This is a genomic window from Arthrobacter sp. CAL618, assembly GCF_000468215.1.
Classification (GTDB): Bacteria; Actinomycetota; Actinomycetes; order Actinomycetales; family Micrococcaceae; genus Arthrobacter_D.
On record NZ_ASZW01000056.1, the window covers coordinates 1 to 15,933 of the forward strand.

At 58.6% G+C, this 15,933-nt stretch carries 13 protein-coding genes; 10 read left to right on the forward strand and 3 right to left on the reverse strand.

The genetic code is table 11. From position 1 onward, the window contains the following. The first annotated feature begins 79 nt into the window (after nucleotides 1-79). The 3 genes from K728_RS0103390 to K728_RS20030 all read left to right on the forward strand — a co-directional run bounded on the left by K728_RS0103390 (nucleotide 80) and on the right by K728_RS20030 (nucleotide 2,999). Nucleotides 80-1,227, forward strand: a protein-coding gene (locus tag K728_RS0103390) for an IS3 family transposase (protein ID WP_116779319.1) whose coding sequence is annotated in 2 segments (ribosomal slippage) — nucleotides 80-344 and nucleotides 344-1,227 — 1,149 coding nt in all. Because the reading frame shifts where the segments join, the coding sequence is not laid out codon by codon here. Between the two features lie 348 nt (nucleotides 1,228-1,575). Beyond that, the gene (locus K728_RS0103395; protein WP_024475857.1) at nucleotides 1,576-2,160 is read left to right on the forward strand and encodes a recombinase family protein; all 585 of its coding nucleotides are present in this window, start codon (nucleotides 1,576-1,578) and stop codon (nucleotides 2,158-2,160) included. A gap of 47 nt (nucleotides 2,161-2,207) precedes the next feature. Then, the gene (locus K728_RS20030; protein WP_156911150.1) at nucleotides 2,208-2,999 is read left to right on the forward strand and encodes a hypothetical protein; all 792 of its coding nucleotides are present in this window, start codon (nucleotides 2,208-2,210) and stop codon (nucleotides 2,997-2,999) included. A gap of 217 nt (nucleotides 3,000-3,216) precedes the next feature. On the opposite strand, the gene K728_RS0103405 is transcribed toward K728_RS20030, so the two are convergent. Together K728_RS0103405 and K728_RS0103410 are read right to left on the reverse strand one after the other, a co-directional pair. After that, on the reverse strand, nucleotides 3,217-3,687 hold the full coding sequence (locus K728_RS0103405) for a hypothetical protein (protein WP_133185576.1): 471 nt from the start codon (nucleotides 3,685-3,687) through the stop codon (nucleotides 3,217-3,219). Nucleotides 3,688-3,902: 215 nt separating this feature from the next. Next, nucleotides 3,903-5,123 carry a glycosyltransferase gene (locus K728_RS0103410; protein WP_024475860.1) on the reverse strand — a complete coding sequence of 407 codons (1,221 nt, stop codon included), beginning with the start codon at nucleotides 5,121-5,123 and terminating at the stop codon, nucleotides 3,903-3,905. A gap of 104 nt (nucleotides 5,124-5,227) precedes the next feature. Between K728_RS0103410 and K728_RS0103415 the strand changes: the two genes are divergently transcribed. The 4 genes from K728_RS0103415 to K728_RS0103430 all read left to right on the forward strand — a co-directional run bounded on the left by K728_RS0103415 (nucleotide 5,228) and on the right by K728_RS0103430 (nucleotide 10,105). Further along, entirely contained in the window at nucleotides 5,228-5,938 is a 711-nt protein-coding gene (locus tag K728_RS0103415) for a TetR/AcrR family transcriptional regulator C-terminal domain-containing protein (RefSeq protein WP_024475861.1), read from the forward strand. Between the two features lie 224 nt (nucleotides 5,939-6,162). Beyond that, a complete protein-coding gene (locus tag K728_RS0103420; protein ID WP_024475862.1) occupies nucleotides 6,163-6,753 on the forward strand; it encodes a recombinase family protein in 591 nt (196 codons plus the stop codon). 281 nt (nucleotides 6,754-7,034) lie between these two features. Continuing rightward, nucleotides 7,035-8,426 carry an SIR2 family protein gene (locus K728_RS0103425; RefSeq protein WP_024475863.1) on the forward strand — a complete coding sequence of 464 codons (1,392 nt, stop codon included), beginning with the start codon at nucleotides 7,035-7,037 and terminating at the stop codon, nucleotides 8,424-8,426. A 392-nt stretch (nucleotides 8,427-8,818) separates the two neighbouring features. After that, the gene (locus tag K728_RS0103430; RefSeq protein WP_024475864.1) at nucleotides 8,819-10,105 is read left to right on the forward strand and encodes an AlbA family DNA-binding domain-containing protein; all 1,287 of its coding nucleotides are present in this window, start codon (nucleotides 8,819-8,821) and stop codon (nucleotides 10,103-10,105) included. A gap of 78 nt (nucleotides 10,106-10,183) precedes the next feature. Here the strand turns inward: K728_RS0103430 and K728_RS18305 are convergent, their stop codons facing one another. Continuing rightward, entirely contained in the window at nucleotides 10,184-10,942 is a 759-nt protein-coding gene (locus K728_RS18305; RefSeq protein WP_024475865.1) for a hypothetical protein, read from the reverse strand. Between the two features lie 982 nt (nucleotides 10,943-11,924). Between K728_RS18305 and istA the strand changes: the two genes are divergently transcribed. The 3 genes from istA to K728_RS18310 are packed head-to-tail and all read left to right on the forward strand — an operon-like array spanning nucleotide 11,925 to nucleotide 14,996. Further along, nucleotides 11,925-13,151, forward strand: coding sequence for an IS21 family transposase (istA, locus tag K728_RS0103445; protein ID WP_024475867.1), 1,227 nt, complete (start codon nucleotides 11,925-11,927; stop codon nucleotides 13,149-13,151). Further along, nucleotides 13,148-13,936 carry an IS21-like element helper ATPase IstB gene (istB, locus tag K728_RS0103450; protein ID WP_024475868.1) on the forward strand — a complete coding sequence of 263 codons (789 nt, stop codon included), beginning with the start codon at nucleotides 13,148-13,150 and terminating at the stop codon, nucleotides 13,934-13,936. Before istA ends, istB begins: the two co-directional genes overlap by 4 nt. A gap of 10 nt (nucleotides 13,937-13,946) precedes the next feature. Next, nucleotides 13,947-14,996: a hypothetical protein gene (locus K728_RS18310; RefSeq protein ID WP_024475869.1), complete on the forward strand. Its 1,050-nt coding sequence runs from the start codon at nucleotides 13,947-13,949 to the stop codon at nucleotides 14,994-14,996. Nucleotides 14,997-15,933: the final 937 nt, after the last annotated feature.

Here is a 15,933-nt window from a genome sequence, read left to right on the forward strand (position 1 = left end):
TGGTTGGGTCCCCGGGTAGGAGTCCAGTGATTATGTGAGTTTCGCATCCGATAATGGGTGCAGGAGGAAATTCACCGATATGGCACGTAGACATACCCCTGATCAGGTCATCGCGAAGGTCCGGCAGGGCCAGAAGATGCTCAACGATGGACGGCCGATGATTGAGGTCGTGAAGGAACTGCAGGTTACCGAAGCGACCTGGTACCGGTGGCTGAACCAATACGGTTCCGAGCACAACGCCGGCCAGACCAAAGCGGTACGGGAGCTCGAGAAGGAAAACGCCCGGCTGAAGAAGCTGGTTGCGGAGAAGGAACTGACCATCGACATACTCAATGAGGTGGCGCGGGGAAAATTTTGAGCCCGGAACCTCGGCGGCGTGCGGTGCGCATGGCGCAGGAGAAGTTCGGGGCGTCCGAAAGACTCGCCTGCAAGATCCTGGGCCAGAACCGTTCCGCGTTGCGCAAGGGGCGGCCGGTCGCGAGCTTCGAAGACCACCGGCTGCGGGTCGATCTGAGGGCTGTTGCGGGGAAGCATCCGGCGTGGGGGTGGCGGAAGGCGCGCTGGCACCTACTCAGCCAGCCAGCCTGGCATGGGGTGGCCTTGAACGCGAAGCGGGTGCGCCGGCTGTGGCGACTCGAGGGACTTACCTGCAAGCCCAGGGCGCGAAAGAAGCGACGGACTGGGCCAGGGGCTGGTGAGCAGAAGCGGTTGGCTGCCCAGTATCCGATGCATGTGGTCAGCTTTGACTTCCAATCCGATGTGACCTCCTGCGGGCGCCATGTGAGATTCTTCAACGTCATCGATGAATACACCCGTACCGCCCTGGCCATCATCCCGCGGCGGTCTTTCACCGCGACGGATGTGGTCGCGGTGCTCGAGGACATCATCGCCGAAACCGGTGTCGTGCCGACGTATGTCCGCTCGGATAACGGGCCGGAATTTACCGCCGCGGCGCTGATCAGCTGGTGCCAAACCGCGGGGGTGGAGACCGCTTTTATTGACCCGGGGTCGCCGTGGCAGAACGGGTACGCCGAGTCATTCAACGCCCAATTCAGAAGGGAACAACTCACCGGGGAAATCATCGACACCCTGGCCGAAGCAAAGTACCTGGCCGATGAATGGAAACAGATCTACAATCATGAACGGCCCCATGGATCCCTCGATGGAATGACACCGTCGGCTTACTGGGAAAACTGGACCGCAGGAAACCAACTAGCTATCGCATAGCCACTGGACTGCTAACGGGGGCCCAACCACAGGTTCTGGGCGGTCAATACACCGACGAACGAGACCATGCCTGTAAGCCGGTCCTTCACCGCGACACTTTTTCAGCACTCACCCGGCGGCAAAAATCCCATATGTGTGACTGTTAACCGAGAATGGCGGTTTTTTCACAGCTCAATTTGGCGGCTTCGATGTCTTGTAAGCCTTGAGATACGAGGCGTCTCGCGGAGTGACTTCAAAAGCTGTCCGTGTTGGCGGAACCATCAGGACTCATAATTCTCATATCTATGCCTCGAAACCCTATGCTCGAATCAGCGTAAGAAACATTAGATACGAGACACCTGGAGTGATGTGGCGAAGCTGATTGGATACGCACGAGTCTCAACTCGACCTCAGTCGACGGATCGGCAGGAGGCAGACCTGATCGCGGCCGGAGTGCGGCGTGATGACCTGTACGTTGACCAAGGGGTGTCCGGTGCGCGAGCGATGAGACCCCAGTTCGATCGGGCACTCGCTGCACTGGAGGCCAAGGACACTCTCGTGGTGACGACCCTGGACAGGCTGGGACGGTCAACCCAGAACATGCTCGACTTCGCCCAAGAACTCCGCGGCCGGGGAGCCGGTCTTCGGGTGTTGAACCTCGGCGGCGGCGACGTCGATACGTCCACCCCGATGGGTTCAATGTTGTTCACGATCATGGCGGCGTTGGTGCAGATGGAACACGACATCAAGCGAGAGCGGATCGTCGACTCGATCGGGAAACGGCGGGAAGCCGGCAAGGATCTAGGAGGAAGGCCACGTCTGATCAGTGACAGCAAAATTCGAAACGCTCTCAGACTCGTCGACAGTGGCGAGCCGGCCGCACAGGTCGCCCGCGACCTCGGCATGTCCCGCGCAACCTTCTACCGCCGATTACGGGAGCTGAACGCGAAGTAGAACACGCCACGTACCGCGGCGACTCACATATTTTGGCGACGGCGACGGTGTTTGAAACAAATACGAACGATTTTGGCACGTCCTGCAAGAGGCCCCTGGTCGATCTGTTTCCCAAGGTCGCCACCCGGCTTTGTGAGCAAGCACTGGCCATGTGCTTCGACCGGCCTACAGATTCTCGATGTTCGCCGCCGGGTCGTCGTCCGGATGAAGAACAAGGGAGCTGCCTTGCTGCCACACCCCACCAGCCACTACCTCATGAAAGCCCGAGGTTAGAGGTGCCGCATCCTGATCGAGTGGAGATGCTGAATGTGTTGAGCGTGGTGCTGGCAGATGTCGAGTATGAGGGGCTAGCCGTCCCTTCCCAGTTCATGGACTTCGCAATCGATGGGCGCCTACTGCGCGAGACGCTGCGGGTAGGGACGGACTTGGCTGCGATTGAGCAGGAGACGACATTGCTGCGTGCTGATTTCCCCCACGCCGCTGTCGAACAGATCGATCGGCTTACGCTCGCTTCAACCGGCGAGTTCAAGGATGGCCGCGTCGCTCTCTTCCTGTGCCCTGTCTGTGGCGATGTCGCTTGTGGAACGGTTAGTGCCCGCATCTCAACCGAAGCTCACACCGTTACCTGGGAAGACTTTGGTTGGCAAGACGGCTATACCAAGGAACCACCGCAGCCGTGGTTGTTCGAGCGTCAGCGGTTCACCTTCGATAAGACGGCATATCTAACCTTGATGAAGCAGCTCAGTGAACAATTCACCGAGCTGCTGCCGCCGCATCAAATAGAAGATGAAGGAAACCGGCGATCGGTCCGAGCCTGGCTGCGGCGGCTAAGGTCGTGAGGCTTGCGGCGGGCGGTGAGTGATCCACTCGCGGGACATCAAAACCGCCAATCGAAGCTGTGGTTAACCGCCATACCTAGCTAACAGTCACAATTTTGAGCGCTTCCTAGCGACCTCCACAGCGTCTCACTTGTCGGTGTCTCTGAATCCATCGTTACCGGACGATTAAACTAACCCGATGGACGTAGCCTCAATGATCATGGGCGCCTCGATCGCATCAAGCTGTGTTTAGGACGCGTTTCGTTTGGTGGAAGGCGATGATTGCCGAGACCAAACCAAGACCGACAAGTACCGCCATCAACATGGGAGGGCTGGCTCCGTAAGCGATAAGGGCAAGACCGGCGCTCAGAGCCGTCACCACGCCGGCCCCTAATGCTGCCGTACGTGGGTAGTGCATTGCTGCTGGTGTGTCGAATGTTGCGCGCAGTCGCATCAGGAGGACCGCGCCCACTCCGCTGACTAAGCCCAATGCGGGACCGACGACCACGCCCACAACAACAAAAATCATCACGAAACCAGCCTCGGGACCCGAACTGCCGTGGTGCTGTTGGAGCAATGCAGCATCAACAACGTAGACGACCGATAACCCAACTCCGGCAACGATGCCGACGACAGCGCCGATGACCGCACTACGAAGTAGAAGCTTCTTGGCGATGGCGAAAACCACACGCACGGATTCCGCACTCATGCCTAAACACTACCCACAGCATCGTCGGAGATCAGAGCGACAGATCGCTGACCGGCGAAGTCTGCCGAAAGGGCACCTTGGCTCTTGTCACCGAAACTGCGGTCAAGAAGCAATTAGATCCGAACACTGCGTCTCACTCGGCGTCAACCAGTGATCAAGCGGACACACAACGTCTCGCCAAGCTCCGTCTCTGAATCCATCGTTTTTGGAACGCGCTATCCCTGCTTTGTAGCGGTCCGCAGCGCTGTCGCGACGGGCCCGGTTCCGTCTTCTGTTGCGAGCTTTGCCGCCAGTTGGCGTGCTCCTGCGGCGTAGGCTGGCGTCGTGGTGGCTTGCGTGATGGCGTCGGCCAGCCGTTCGGTGTTGAGTTTTTTGTAGGGGACCGGTTGCGGGCCCGCGCCGAGGGACGTAATCCGTGCGGCCCAGAACGGTTGGTCCGTATAGATCGGGACGCTGACCGTCGGCACACCAGCGCGCAGCCCCGCTGCGGCGGTCCCCGCTCCGGCATGGTGGACGACAGCGGCCATCTGGGGAAACAGCCATACGTGCGGAACAGTACCAATACTGATGACATTGGGTCCGGAGACACCTTGTACGCCCTGCAGTACCGCGCGAACCCCGGCACGGCGCGCGGCGTCGAGCATGAATTCTGCGTCTAGGGCTGCACTGCTACCAAAGCCGATGAACACCGGGGGCGGTCCATCCGCGAGGAATTCGACCAGCTCCGCAGGTGGCTGCCAGCCCGGCTCAACTTCCGACCACCAGTAGCCGGTCATAGTGAGCCCGGATCGCCAGTCCGCCGGGCGCGGGAATACGGTGGGGCTGATGCCGTGAAGAACGGGACTGTTCGTTTTCCTTCGGGTACGGTCGGATGCGGACCGGGCCTTTTTGGGTAGGCCGAGCGTCTGGCGGATGCGGGCGCTCGGGGCATCATAGGGTGCTTTCCCAGCGGATATGAGAGACCCGAGAAGCTTGTTTCCGACCGATCCGAGGCTGCGGGCCGATCCCAGGGTCACGGGCGGATAGGCGGTGCTGGGTTCGATCGGCTGCAAGTGGGCACCGATGGCGGGGACACCGAAGGCCTCAGCAACATCGTAGGCATAGGGGGCGACCGCGTTGGCCAGGATCACGTCGGTACCGGCCTCGGCCGCAGCAAGGGTGCCGGTCGCAGCCAGGTCCATGTAGTCACCGAGTTCGCGCATGTACCGGCGCAGATCCCCGCCCGTGGCCTTCTTCCCCGGCGCGGCGGGGCTGACCAAGTGGCTCATATCTCCGGGCAGTTCGCGGTACTCACACCCGGCTGCGGTAACCAGCGGGGCATACGCGGCATTCGCCGCGATTGCGACGTCAAAGCCCAGCGCTTGAAGTCTGCTGCCAAGCCCAGCCATCGGGGCAACATCCCCTCGGGTCCCTGGCGTAATCATTAGTACCCGCATGACATTCCTCATTCCGCTTGATTGCGATCACCGTTCGCAATCAAGAATATAGTGGAATAGGTACGGAACCTAACCCAAACGGCTAGACAAAAGGCGGAACAGGCATGACCCCTCAAGACCGCGTTGATATCTGGCTGCGGCCGGAGCGTTCCGGCGTCGGACCGAAACCGGAACACTCACGCGCAGGAATTGCCGCGGCGGCGATCGATATCGCCGACCGGGACGGCCTGACGGCGGTGTCCATCCGACGAGTGGCCGCCGGCATCGGAGCAGGCGGGGCGTCCCTGTACCGGTATCTCAAATCGCACGACGAGCTCATCGAACTCATCGTTGACGCGGTCAGTAATGAATACGACCTTGACCCCTCCGATGAACCACCACCGATCCAGCTGTTGAATCTGGCACGGCAAGGCCGGGCCATTATGCACCGGCACCCGTGGCTGGCTCCGCTGCTGCTGACCCGGCCCTCAATGGGCCCCAACGCTCTCAAATATCTGGAGCGAGCCTTGTCCGCAATGAAGCCGGTGGACATGCCGGGGCCCGCCAAGCTGCAGACCGTGGCCATGATGACAGCCATCACCTCCGCCTTTGTACAAAACGAGCTGGCATCAGCCGACAGCTCCACGACGGGCCTCGACGGGGCGAACGCGCGCCTGCAGTACCTCTCCGATGTAGTCCAGTCCGGGAACTACCCGCTACTGGCGGGCGCACTCACCGGGCAACACGAACCCAAGAGGCCAGAAGAAGTGTTCAACAGCGTCATCACCAATTACCTGGCGGGCGTGGGCCTTCAAATCGCCGCCAGTCCCACCTGAGGGCACCTGAACCGCCAAACCGAGCTGCGGAAACCCGTCATTCTGAATTAACAGTCACAGTGAAGGACCGCTGAATAGGACGACAGGACCGCCAACCGAAGCTGCAATTAACCGCCATTCCTGGCTAACAGTCACACCCATATGAAACCTCGGTTTAAGGATTCGCGTTTGCCCCGCCCGTAAAACTGTCTCGCTTAGGTAGCTCTAGCGCTACAGTGAGACCTATGGCCGGACACATCATCGGATACGCACGCGTCTCCACCAACGAACAAGACCTCACCGCCCAACGCAACGGGCTAGCCGCACTGAATGTCCCCGAAGACCGGATCTACGTCGACCACGGACTGACCGGTACCAACCGCGAACGACCAGGACTCCGCGAGGCCCTCGCCGCTTGCCGGGCCGGCGACACTCTCGTCATCACCAAACTCGACCGACTCGCACGATCACTCCCCGACGCTCGCGACATTATTGAAGACCTCACGAAACGAAACGTGAAGCTCAGCATCGGCGGATCCGTCCACGATCCCACCGACCCCGTCGGCCGGCTCCTTTTCAACGTCCTCGCCATGGTCGCCGAATTCGAATCAGACCTCATCCGCGCCCGCACCCGCGAAGGCATGCAAGTCGCCAAAGCCAAAGGCAGACTCCGCGGCAAACAACCCAAACTCACCAAGTCCCAAGAAGCACACCTCATCTCCCTATATAAGGGAGGACAACACACCACCACCGAAATCGCCGAACTCTTCAAAGTCGCCAGATCCACGGTGTACCGCATCGTCCAGCGAACGCCGGGTTTCAGTCAAACCTTTTAGGTTGCCTCTTCCCCCTGACCTCTCTTCATCAATCTAAGGGTGGGGGCAGGATTTGCAGAGATGGCTACAGGGGTTACTTTTGTAAACTCAAAAGCCACGGAGATGGAAGAGCATTCGCATCGTTGATGGGCGCCGAGCAACATCTTCGAGGTCTATCACCTTCGTACCTCGCGCGCGAAGCGCGTATCAAAGCTTTGACTGGGCATTACCTTTACTCAATTGCAACCATTTCGCATGATCGTCTAACGAGGGTAATTGCTCTGTCGTGAGACGATCAAACAGTGAGTGCCGCGGATCTAACTGCCGAGACAATGGAGCTTTTTCGCCGATCGGGCCTCGAAAGCCATACAACATTTCTGCTCGGGGCTGGCGCTTCTGTAACCTCTGGCTTGCCAGGGTGGGATGAATTCGCGACCAGGCTGTTGGTCCAGAGCGGGTCCGTTGCTTCTGCTGAAACGGCAGAACTACTCCTCGATCGGCAGGACCCGTTGATCGTTGTCGAAGCGGCCCGGGTTGCGTTCGGCGCTCGATGGGGACAGAAACTTCGTGTGGCCTTGTACGAAGGCGTAACCAACCTAAAGCCTTCCCCGCTTCATCTGGCAGCGGTGGGCCATCTCCTCAGCGCTGATGGGGACGATACTAGTTTGGCGACTCTAAACTTCGATACTCTTCTCGAGCAGGCCATCGAAAGCGAAACGGGCGAGATGGCACTTTCGCACCTAGAGAATGTCTATGAAGACAGCAGCCCAGGCGTCTACCACCTTCACGGAGTCATCACACCTCATCGTTCAGACTCTGTGGTCCTTACGCTGACTGATTTCAGTGATCTTATTGCCGATGCGGAATCTTGGCAGCTGAAGTACTTGCAGTCTGCTTTGGACAGGGGCGTGCTCATTATCGCGGGCACGTCGTACCGAGATCCAGATGTTCGTCAATGGTTGCATGCAGCCCTGCGAAAAAAGCCCTTGAAACATGCTGCCTTGGTGCTTCTCACGCGGCAGGGTTTTTCGGTCTCCAAAGATGAGTACGTCGAAATTCAGTCCGCCCTGAGTGACCAGTGGCGCGCGGTGGGACTGCAGCCGGTGCTGCTGGAAGATCATTCCGACGCCGCGCAGATCATTCGTGAACTTCGATATGTCACCCTGCCTTCGTACCTGGCACCTCAGCAGCGATCGCGAGCTCTATGGAATTCGCACGTTACGAGGTTCGATGAATTGCAGCAACAGTACGTCGATCAGCTCGAACGGGACGCGTTGACGATGCGTGAAGCACTCGACGTCGAGCGATTGAATGTAACGCTTTGGCTAGCGAACGGTGAAGGCCAAATCGTTAGGTGGGCGGCCCAAGACCGGGTGTATCGAGATCAAACCTCGTTACGAGAGGTCAGCACCGGACATGACAGTGAGTGGATTGCGGGTAAGGCGCTGGGAGTAGATGAGGTTCTCTTTACAGACTTACCAGAAGGCACCACTCGTCGATGGAGATCTGTTTTAGCTGCGCCCATTCCAGTTCCTCACCCAAATTATCCTGCACATTCAGCTGCGGTTCTGACATTCGGGTTACCCGATGAATCCTCCAGCTACGAGGCTTCCAGCATGATGTGGGCCGAACCTCTGTCAGACATAGCCGATGCGTGGGGATTACGGCTCTCATCAGTAGCATTCGGTGAGTGAACCCGTAGACTGATAGACAACGTAGGAGGGACGACACCATGGCGAAACAAGCCAACTCAAGCTCGTATCAGGTCCTCGGTAAGGGCATCTACCGGGTTGGTGCCGTGCGGAGAAGCGCGGTGACAGGGCGTTACGTCACAAAAAATACGGCTACAACTTCGGCTCGTACTACTGTGGGCGAAAGTAAGAACTCAGGCGTCACTGCGAAGAATCGTTAGACGACGCGGAGGATGAAAAATCACGCACCTTGCCTCCAGGTTGCACTCAGGCGACGGTGCTCGCACGTCGGACGAACCCCTTATGGAATCGCGCAGATAAACGGCGACCCGGCACTCTCGTTTTGACAGGCCGTTTCCCTAGGTAGCCGACTCACTGCCGTCTAGAGTGAGTCCATGCTTTCCGATGAAGAAGTCGCGGCATACCTCGCCGTTGGCAATGAGCTCCGGGCGATCGAATTTAAAGGGCCTCTTAATACGGAGTCTCCCGAATACATTGCCAAAGTTGCGCGCGCTGCCCTGGCAATGGCAAACCAACGGGATGGCGGGTACGTCATTCTTGGAGTCATTGACGATGACCCGATGAGCTCCGCCAATGGTCTCAGTCAAGAACACCTAGCATATTGGAGCAACCAAGATTGGGTCGCCGATAAAATCAACCGCTTCGCTGATCCGCCCCTTGACTTAAATGTTGCGACTCGACGCCATCCGTCTGGGGGTTCCCTAGCCGTGATAAAAGTGGCTGAGTTCTCACAGGTGCCCTCACTCTGCATGAGGGACAGCGCGGCCGCCATCCTGAAGTCCGGTCAGCTCTACACAAGATCGATCCGGAAGCCAGAGAGTACGAGTTACCACACACAAAACGAGGTACGTGAACTCCTCGATTTAGCAATAGCTAAGGGCCTACGACGCTATATCGAAACTGGTCAGGCGGCCGGAATTTCCTTCGATTCAGTCAATCCGGTGGCGTCACCCTACCAAGACCAAATCGACTTGGCCTATAACCGGGTGAGCGTTAATCAGATTACTACGCAACCTCACTTTCGGCATCTTATCTACCCTCAAAGACTAGATAGCTCGCGCATCCCATATTCCAGGCTTACGCAAGTTGTGAACGATGCCACGGTGAGATTACGGGGATGGCCATTTCCGTTCGTGCAGAACCCCTCTCGCGATGAGCACTTCATCCACGAGACGACGGCGTACGGCCACCATCTGGAAAGTTGGGCTATGTTCACAAGCGGGTTGTTCGCCGATATCCGGCGAATCGGAGATTGGCCGTCGGATGGCGACACCTACACCTCAGACGATGACCCTCGAATCGCAGGGAATATGCCCATGTGGTTCGCCCTGCTTCACTTTACTGAAGCCCTCGAGTTCGCGGTGCGTCTCCGCCAGGCCATGAACCAGGAAGAACCGATGGTGGTGCGCTTCGAGGGCCTGAACCTGTCTGGGCAACGTCTGGTAGTTGCAAACAACAATCGAAGCGGCTTCTTCAGCAACTACATATACGAAGGATCAACCTGGTCGAGTGGCGAGTACCTGGTTGATGATGACGCCGCCCTAAAGGGAACACGGACCATGGCTGTAGATGCCTCCCTCGACCTGATCGCTCGATTCGGCTGGGACTCAGCCACCCCGGCCATGCTCCAGGGGATCCAAGAGGAGACGTTTGACCGATAGCTAAACGGTTCCCTCGTACCTTCGTCTACGCCATCGGAAAGAGACGATAGTAGAACACTAGGCATCTTCGACTCTCGGTCAGTTCGCTCCGAAGTAGGCCAGAAGGGGGGCACTAGCCAGGTCTTTTGACGCGCCCTCGTCGATGAGGATGTCAGCAATCGTGACGGTGACCACCATCGCGGCAAGTCTGTGCGCTTCGAGCTCTTGGTCCACGTGCCGGGGCTTACCCTTCCCCATGGTCTCGCCGTCATCAGTAGGAGCATATTGACCAGCCAGGAAACCCGTCGCGTGAGCCCATGTGGAGTCCTCTCTCCATAGGCGGTAAACCATCCGGAGGTTCAGATCTGATTCTTCGACAGCATGGGCCAGTTTGTCTGCCCCTGTTTTGATCACCTTGTTCTCAGAAATATTCAGGACGAACTCCTCCATTTCGTTGACGTCGATGTCTGATGGGAGTCCGTTGCGCTGCATGTACTCGTGAGTCTTAGTTTCGTTCGTTCGCTCGTTAGCAAGCATCGTGTCAACAGCCCCCGCGCGCTCTGATCGAGGCATGTCCCCGAGCCAGAGAATACGGATGGTCAGCTCCCAGAACGCGCGCCGGTTCGGAGCGGCTGCATGTCCCAATCCTGCGGCTTCAAGAGTGGCGATGATCCGACTCTGTTCGAATGTTGCCCGCAGCCAGCCCACGGCGAACTGGCTGACTCGGCTTACTGGGACCCCGCTGAGGTCAACCCTGAGAACAGCTTTTGCTGCACGAAGAGTGTAATCAGCAGCTATCGATTGCTCAGAGATTTTGCGCTTGGATTGGCGTTCCCGCTTTGCTCTACTTCCACTCATAGGACCACTCTACGTACGCTCGATTCTGAGCCACGGACTCCCCTACTTCTTGCTCTAGGAGCTGGTTACCTGGCGCAGTCCGCGCTGTCCGCTGCATTCGCGGACGCACGTGTAATACTGACTTCCAATGAGTGATGAACTGAGCCGCCGGCGACTTCTTAAGAATCGCCGTGACCTTCGCCGGAACAAAGCGCTTATCGCAGCTCTTCATCAGGAGACTGACGCCCAGAGGGCTGACGTCGCATCACGGACTGGGACGATGCACACGCGTGCTTCGATACTCGTAGCGGCGGCAAGCCTCTCAACCGCACTGCAAGTCGGTCAGCAGGGGCCTTGGTTCGTGGGTGCTGTCTGGCTTTCAGTTACGTCAGCCATCCTCGGCGCCCTAGTGCTTCTGCCAGGCTTGGGAGACCAGCTAAACATTGAGCAGAATGAGACGGACCTGTGGGGACAAGAACCTACGGAGTTCACTCGTGATCTCATGCATCAGAAGTGGGACCTCCTACGTGACGACGAGAAAGCACTATTCTGGCGCAAAAACGTCCTTCTAACTGGCTACGCGGCTCTAGCATTGTCATTAGCTGCTGCTGCCATGCATCTTTCAACCAACATAGACTCAGAACCGGAACCTAATGCCCCCGAAACCGTCGTCACCTCCACCCCCACCACCTAAGCGACCAAACAGTACTGTTCGAGTGGTGAAGGAATCTGATAGCAACTTCAGCTCACGACCGCCGAAAGTTCCAGAGCCTAAGCCCAAGGGCAAGTAGCGGATTAGGCGCATGTAGCTAAGCGAGGCGCCTGTAATGGAAGCACCAGTCCTAATAGATTGGCCGCCATGACCCCTTCACCAAACACAGTTGATAAGTATGGCTGGTTACCGGAGCCTGTCGAATCAGTAGCCTTCCGTGTCGGTGACGGTCGAAAATTGAGCCATTGTGACGGTTGAAAACTGAGCCACCTGTTCCGAACGATTGGATGGGTGATTACTGTGGAGGATTGGGCGCTTATTAGGCGGTTGCATCTGGCTGAGGGTGAGTCGATGAGATCGATTGCTAGCCGGCTGGGTATTTCAAGGAACACGGTCGCGAAAGCGGTCCAGGCCGCTGATCCGCCTAAGTATGAACGGACGCCGCAGGAGTCCGCTATCAAGGCGGTGGAACCGAAGATCCGGGCTCTGTTGAAGGACAATCCGCGGTTGCCGGCGACGGTGCTCGCCGAGCGGGTCGGGTGGTCCGGGTCGCCGGCGTGGTTCAGGGAGAACGTGGCCCGGATCAGACCGGAATACGCCCCGGCTGATCCCGCGGACCGGATCAGTTATGAGCCCGGGGACCAGGCGCAGTGCGATCTGATGTTCCCGCCGGTGAGGATCCCAGTCGCAGGTGGCGAGCCGAGGGTGTTGCCGGTGCTGGTGATGGTGTGTTCGCATTCACGGTTCATCACGGCCACGATGATCCCGTCCCGCACCACCGGGGACCTGCTGGCGGGGATGTGGGTGCTGATTAGCGGCCTCGGGGCTGTCCCTCGCCGGCTGATTTGGGACAACGAGTCCGGCATCGGACGCCGCAATTCTTACGCCGCCGGCGTGTCAGCGTTCGCCGGGGTGTTGGCCACGAGGATCGTCCAGGTCAAAGCCTATGACCCGGAGTCCAAGGGCATTGTGGAACGAGCTAACGGATACCTCGAGACGTCCTTCTTACCAGGAAGGTCCTTCTCCTCGCCGGAGGACTTCAACACCCAGCTCACCGCCTGGCTTGAGTTAGCCAACACCCGAGTGGTCCGGCGCATCGGTGCCCGCCCGATCGACTTGGTGGCCGCGGATCGGGCCGCGATGCTGGCGTTACCGCCGGTGGAACCGATCACGGGTTTCCGTGCCAGGGTGCGGTTGCCCCGGGATTACTACGTCCGGGTCGCCTCCAACGATTACTCCGTTCACCCGCAAGCCATCGGCCGGTTCGTGGACATCACCGCTGACCTCACCACGGTCCGGATCAGTCTGGACGGCCGGACGGTCGGGGCCCATGCCCGGTGCTGGGGCACGGGGCAGACCCTCACCGACCCTGCCCATGTCCAGGAAGCGAGAGTGCTCCGGGAAGCATTCCAGAACCCTCACCGACCAGCCCAGGAACCAGATGGAACCCTACGGGATTTAGGTGACTACGACCGGGCATTCGGTGTGGTCCTGGACGCAACACCGGTGCTCTCATGACCGGGGTGAAGGACATAGTCGGGCAGATTGAGTACTACTCGAGGGCGATGAAGGCACCCCGAATCCGGGAGTCCGCGACCAGACTCGCCGAGCAGGCACGCGAGGGCCATTGGTCGCACGAAGAATACCTCGCAGCGGTCCTGTCCCGGGAAGTCGCAGCCCGTGAAGCTTCAGGAACCGAAACAAGGACCCGGGCTGCGGGGTTCCCGGCCCGTAAATCGTTGGAGGACTTCAACTTCGACCACCAACCTGACCTCCGGCGCGACAAGGTCGCCCACCTGGGCACCGGCGCGTATCTCGCTGAAGCATCCAATATCGTCCTTCTGGGCCCGCCGGGAACCGGGAAAACCCACCTTGCCACCGGGCTCGGCATCCGCGCGACCCAACAGGGCTACCGGGTGCTTTTCGCTACCGCAACGGATTGGGTGACCCGACTCCAAACCGCCCACCAGAACGGTAGGCTGCCGCAGGAGTTGCTGAAACTACGCCGCTACGGGCTGATCATCGTCGATGAAGTCGGCTATATCCCGTTCGAACAAGACGCCGCGAACTTGTTCTTCCAACTGGTCTCCAGCCGCTACGAACACGCCTCGATGATCCTCACCTCGAACCTGCCCTTCGCCCGGTGGGGAGATGTCTTCGGCGACCAGATCGTCGCGTCCGCGATGATCGACCGGATCGTTCACCACGCCGAAGTCCTCACCCTCAAAGGCACCAGCTACCGCCTCAAAAACAGTGGCCTCGACTCGCTACCCTCGACAAGACCAGAAAACACGGCAGAATAAACACGACGAAGTGGCTCAGTTTTCAACCCGCAAAACGGCTCACTATTCGACCATCACTGACACCTTCCGATTAGCGCGAGCCGATGAGTGCGCCTTCAGGATAGGCGACCTGGCATCGCAGTGGTCGTCGGACGGACCTCTCGACTTCGAGCAGGTCCGCCAAGGCGAGTATGTGCAGCTGTTCGTGACTCGGCTACGGCCGGCGCCACCTGAAGCGTCGCTGCTCTTCAGCGAGGCAGTGAACCACCTTCGCGCGACGATTGATAACGTCATCTGGTACCTTGTCGAACGCGAGCACGGAGAGCTTACGGGCTACCCTGCGACGTTGGTCAACATGCCGATCGTTCAGGCGCCCACATCCTTCGACAACTGGATACGTAAGAGAGTCCAGAATAAGATCAGCGCATTTGGCGAAGGAACCCCGTTGCATCAACGGATGCGCGCGCTTCAGCATTACGCTGACTTGCAGAGCAGCATCCCCTCGATGGGCGAGCTTCTGGCCAGGTTGACGGGTCAAGCGGTCGAACGGGCACACCCTCTACTTCTCCTGCAGGCGTACTCGAACTACGACAAACATCGTTCGATTCGCGTTGCAGTCGCCAGAACGTTCGGATCGAGCGACGCGACACCACTGGCCACTCAAAAACTCGATCATCAAGCAATCCGAGTGGGTGACGCTCTAGGCCCGAAAGTACGGTGGGGTCAACCAGCATCTCAGGATGCCAGCACAGCACTGATGGTCGAGAGGCCCAGCCCTTTCACTGCTTGGGTTAACCCGACGAAGGAACTAAACGCAATGAGGCGCCACGTCAGCGACGTCGTACTGCCCATCCTGCTTACGGGCTTGGAAATGCCGAATGGCCTACCGCCAAGAATCTCGTTGGGTGATGATGGACGATCCAACCGTGAGCGCTTGAATTCAGGAACATGGGAGGACGCAGAGGCCCGCATCGGCCCCGTTGTTCGAGCCCGGTATGAGGAAGCAATGGCGAAAGAACCCGAGTTTGCCCCCATTGCCGAAGATGCACCAGACGCTCCCCCTCCTGAATGGCACTGTTGAAGGTTTGATTGACTTTGCCTCTAGTCCTACGGAACGCCGATAACGTTCAATTACGTCAAGGGAGGCATGAAACTAGCCCGAAGATTCCCGAACCCTGTTGCGTACGGGTGTGTCCCAGCGCGTCACAAATGATGGGCGGGTGATCGCCCAATCAAATTCAGACCGCCTGGCTTCTGGCGTACGAACCCGAACCGCTCGTAGACAACGGCTATTCTCTCCGACGCTGCGGTTACAACGACTGGGACTGCGGCGGGAACGAAGTCCTCGATCGCGGTCCTCGCAAATTCAAGCCCGCTCATCCGCGCTCCTGGTGCGGACGCAAGTGCCTGCGCCACCCAGTAGGGCCCAGGCGGTCGGACCAATATCAGAGCTTGGCTTAGCGCGGAAAGGCTGCCGCCCGTTGATGTCGCCAAGAGCACGAGCCCGACCACCAACCAGAGAGGGGGCAGAAGCCCTACCCAAGGCACGATGGTGTCACCCAGGAGAGTGAGAGAAAACAGCCAGATCATAAATGCGAATAGTGAAGCGAGGAAAACAAGAACCATAGATCCGAAACGCTGCAGTGTCTTCTTAGTACTTCTGGCTTCAGTCAGAAGAATCACGGCATCGCGGGAGCTCGAGGTGATCACGTCCCCTGACGGCATGTACATCAGGAAGAGGAGAACGAGGATTGGCAGCGTTATCGCGGCTTGCAGCCGCTTTTGCCAAGCATTCCGAGGACTTTTTCCTCTGCTTAGTGTTAAGGACGTGTTCCAACTTAGCGGAAGCAGATCGACAATACGGGCGCGCTGCACTTCTATCTGACCGCTGGCGAGAGGTTCCATGAGACCTGATCCTACGGATTCAGCATGACGATACCTATTGTAAATTTGCTGCTGGATCAAACGGGCCTGCCGAGGGTTTACTTGGCGTATGCCCTTGGTTCCGCGGAGCGCCG

What these genes read in the sequence shown, in the direction of transcription:
- K728_RS0103410 (WP_024475860.1), bottom strand. Translation starts at nt 5,123, where the DNA reads ATGCGGGTACTAATGATTACGCCAGGGACCCGAGGGGATGTTGCCCCG.
- K728_RS0103430 (WP_024475864.1), top strand. Translation starts at nt 8,819, where the DNA reads ATGCTTTCCGATGAAGAAGTCGCGGCATACCTCGCCGTTGGCAATGAG.
- istB (WP_024475868.1), top strand. Translation starts at nt 13,148, where the DNA reads ATGACCGGGGTGAAGGACATAGTCGGGCAGATTGAGTACTACTCGAGG.
- K728_RS0103420 (WP_024475862.1), top strand. Translation starts at nt 6,163, where the DNA reads ATGGCCGGACACATCATCGGATACGCACGCGTCTCCACCAACGAACAA.
- K728_RS0103415 (WP_024475861.1), top strand. Translation starts at nt 5,228, where the DNA reads ATGACCCCTCAAGACCGCGTTGATATCTGGCTGCGGCCGGAGCGTTCC.
- K728_RS0103405 (WP_133185576.1), bottom strand. Translation starts at nt 3,687, where the DNA reads ATGAGTGCGGAATCCGTGCGTGTGGTTTTCGCCATCGCCAAGAAGCTT.
- K728_RS18305 (WP_024475865.1), bottom strand. Translation starts at nt 10,942, where the DNA reads ATGAGTGGAAGTAGAGCAAAGCGGGAACGCCAATCCAAGCGCAAAATC.